The following is a 2,238-nucleotide window of genomic DNA, read 5'->3' on the forward strand; positions in this document are numbered from 1 at the left end:
TATTTACGATCATTATCACGGTTTTGCCGCTAACCTTTGCTAGCTCGATGGTCGGCATGATGAGCGTTAGCGAGGAGCTAAAGGAGATGTTTGACGCGTATAAACTGGGCGTTTGGAAAAAAATTCGCCACCTTTACGTTCCGCACCTAACTAGCCACATCATCAGCTCCCTAAGCGTCGCTGTGGGCATGGGCGTAAAGATCGTCATCATGGGCGAGCTGCTAGGCGCGAACGACGGTATGGGCGCAAAGATCGCGAGCGCTAGAGTAATGCTAGATACCACCGAAGTGATGGCCTACGTCGTGCTTACTATCGCTATCATTATGCTTTTTGAGTATCTGGTTATCGAGCCGCTAAAGATCACGCTAATGCCGTGGAAAAGGTAGTTTGCTATGCTAGAACTTCAAAATTTAGAATACGAAATTTTACGCGACAAGGTCGTACGCGATTTTAGTTTAAAGGTCGGCGCGGGCGAAGTAGTGACGCTATTTGGCGCGAGCGGCTGCGGTAAAACCACGATCCTGCGCCTGATCTCGGGTCTCATCGACCCGCGCAAAGGCAAGATAATCAATAAATTTAATAAAACGACCTATCTCTTTCAGGAAAATCGCCTGCTTGAGTGGAAAAACGCGCTTGATAACGTGCTGCTCGTGATGGATGAGCCTGACGAAAAGGCCGTGCTACAGCTCTTTGCTAGACTTGGACTAACGGAAAAAGACGCGCTAAAGTACCCTGACGAGCTAAGCGGCGGCATGCGCCAAAGGGTTGCTTTCGTGCGGGCGATCGTGACAAAGCCCGATTTGCTGCTGATGGATGAGCCGTTTTCGGGGCTTGATTATGATATGAAGGAAATTTTGATAGACATCGTCACGCGGCGCGTGGAGGAGGGTATGAGCGTCGTGCTGGTGACTCACGACAGGATGGAGGCCGCGCGAATGTCTAGTAAAATTTGCTTTTTAGCCAGCAAGGGCGCGGTGATCGAGCGCGAGCTGGAGCTTGACCGCGCCTTTTCGCAGCGAGATTTTGCCTACGCTAGCGGCGTGATAGACGAAAATTTTAAAGGAAAAATTTATTATGATTAACGACTTTTTTACCCATCCGATGAGAATTTTTTTCCTTACGAGCGCGGTTTGCGCGGTGCTGGGCGGTGCGGTTTTTTTTACGCCCGTGGATTTTGTTAGCTGGCACAAATTTATCTTTTTGCACCTTGTTGCAGCCCTTGCGTATGCGGGATTTTTGCTAACGGGACTAACTGATTGGACGAATTTTGGCGGAGGGTTAAAAAAGCACGCCTACGTTATGTTTGCGTTTTTTACGGCAAGTTTTTTTAGCGCGTTTTTTAGCTTGTTTGCGGCGCACTTTTTTATGGCGCTTTTTTGGGCGTATCTGGCCGGGCTTTGCGTTTATATGATCTGGCTTGACCGCAACGACGATCAACTGGGCGTTTTGGCATTTTTACTGGGCATTTTTGGCTTTGAAATTTACTATCTGCTTAGCGGCGAGGAGAAATTTTTAAATTTACAAATCCACCTGCATGTAATCGCGATTTTGCTTATATCTTTTCGCGTTAGCGTGGTGCTTGGCAAAGAGGCGCTAAACCGCGAGTCTGGTATGCAAGACGCGGCTTTTGTGCCAAATTTCGTCTATAAAAACATCGCGATCGTTAGCGTTTGCGCGTTTTTGTTAGCGAGCGTGTTTTTTGAGGGCAGCAAAGCTGTAAATTTTGCCGCAATAGCCTGCGGTAGCGCGATTTTAGCCAAGCTAAAAGAGTGGCACTACAAGGAGCTTTTGCGTCATAGCTTTGTGATTTACTACTACTTGATGCAGCTTTTGCTGTCAGCGGCGTATATCCTTTACGGCGCTAGCGGGATTTTGGGGCTTGGGCTAGAGACAAACATGCTGCACGTCATCGCGTTAAACGGCATTATTTTTAGCATTATGCTTATCTTTAACATCGCCGGTCTGCGCCACAGCGGGCAAGAGCTTGAGTTTTTACGCCTGAGCAAGATCGCCTTTGCGCTTGTTATCGCCGCGGGCATTTGCAGAGGCTTTTTGGCTTACGTTTGGAGCGGATTTTATATCCATCTACCGGCAACTCTCATCGCCGTAGCCTTCGCGCTTTGGTTTATTGATTTTTATAAAATTTTTAGAGATAACGAGTTTAGCGACGATCCGGAGTAGGCTAATCTAGCGTCCTTTTATACCTAGCGAGCGATATGGCCGTACTAACGCATAAAA

The 2,238-nt window shown here is 47.8% G+C and carries 3 protein-coding genes; all 3 read left to right on the top strand.

Annotation, left to right across the window (positions count from 1 at the left end):
* A partial coding sequence (locus Q0314_RS10715) for an ABC transporter permease subunit (protein ID WP_298058880.1) occupies positions 1 to 386 on the top strand: 386 nt, incomplete at its 5' end.
* A gap of 6 nt (positions 387 to 392) precedes the next feature.
* Positions 393 to 1,082 (top strand): ATP-binding cassette domain-containing protein, encoded by a 690-nt coding sequence (locus tag Q0314_RS10720; protein WP_298058882.1) that lies wholly within the window; start codon positions 393 to 395, stop codon positions 1,080 to 1,082.
* Positions 1,075 to 2,181 (top strand): NnrS family protein, encoded by a 1,107-nt coding sequence (locus tag Q0314_RS10725; RefSeq protein WP_298058885.1) that lies wholly within the window; start codon positions 1,075 to 1,077, stop codon positions 2,179 to 2,181. Before Q0314_RS10720 ends, Q0314_RS10725 begins: the two co-directional genes overlap by 8 nt.
* Positions 2,182 to 2,238 lie beyond the last annotated feature (57 nt).

It is taken from the genome of uncultured Campylobacter sp., assembly GCF_938040115.1.
Lineage (GTDB): Bacteria > Campylobacterota > Campylobacteria > Campylobacterales > Campylobacteraceae > Campylobacter_A.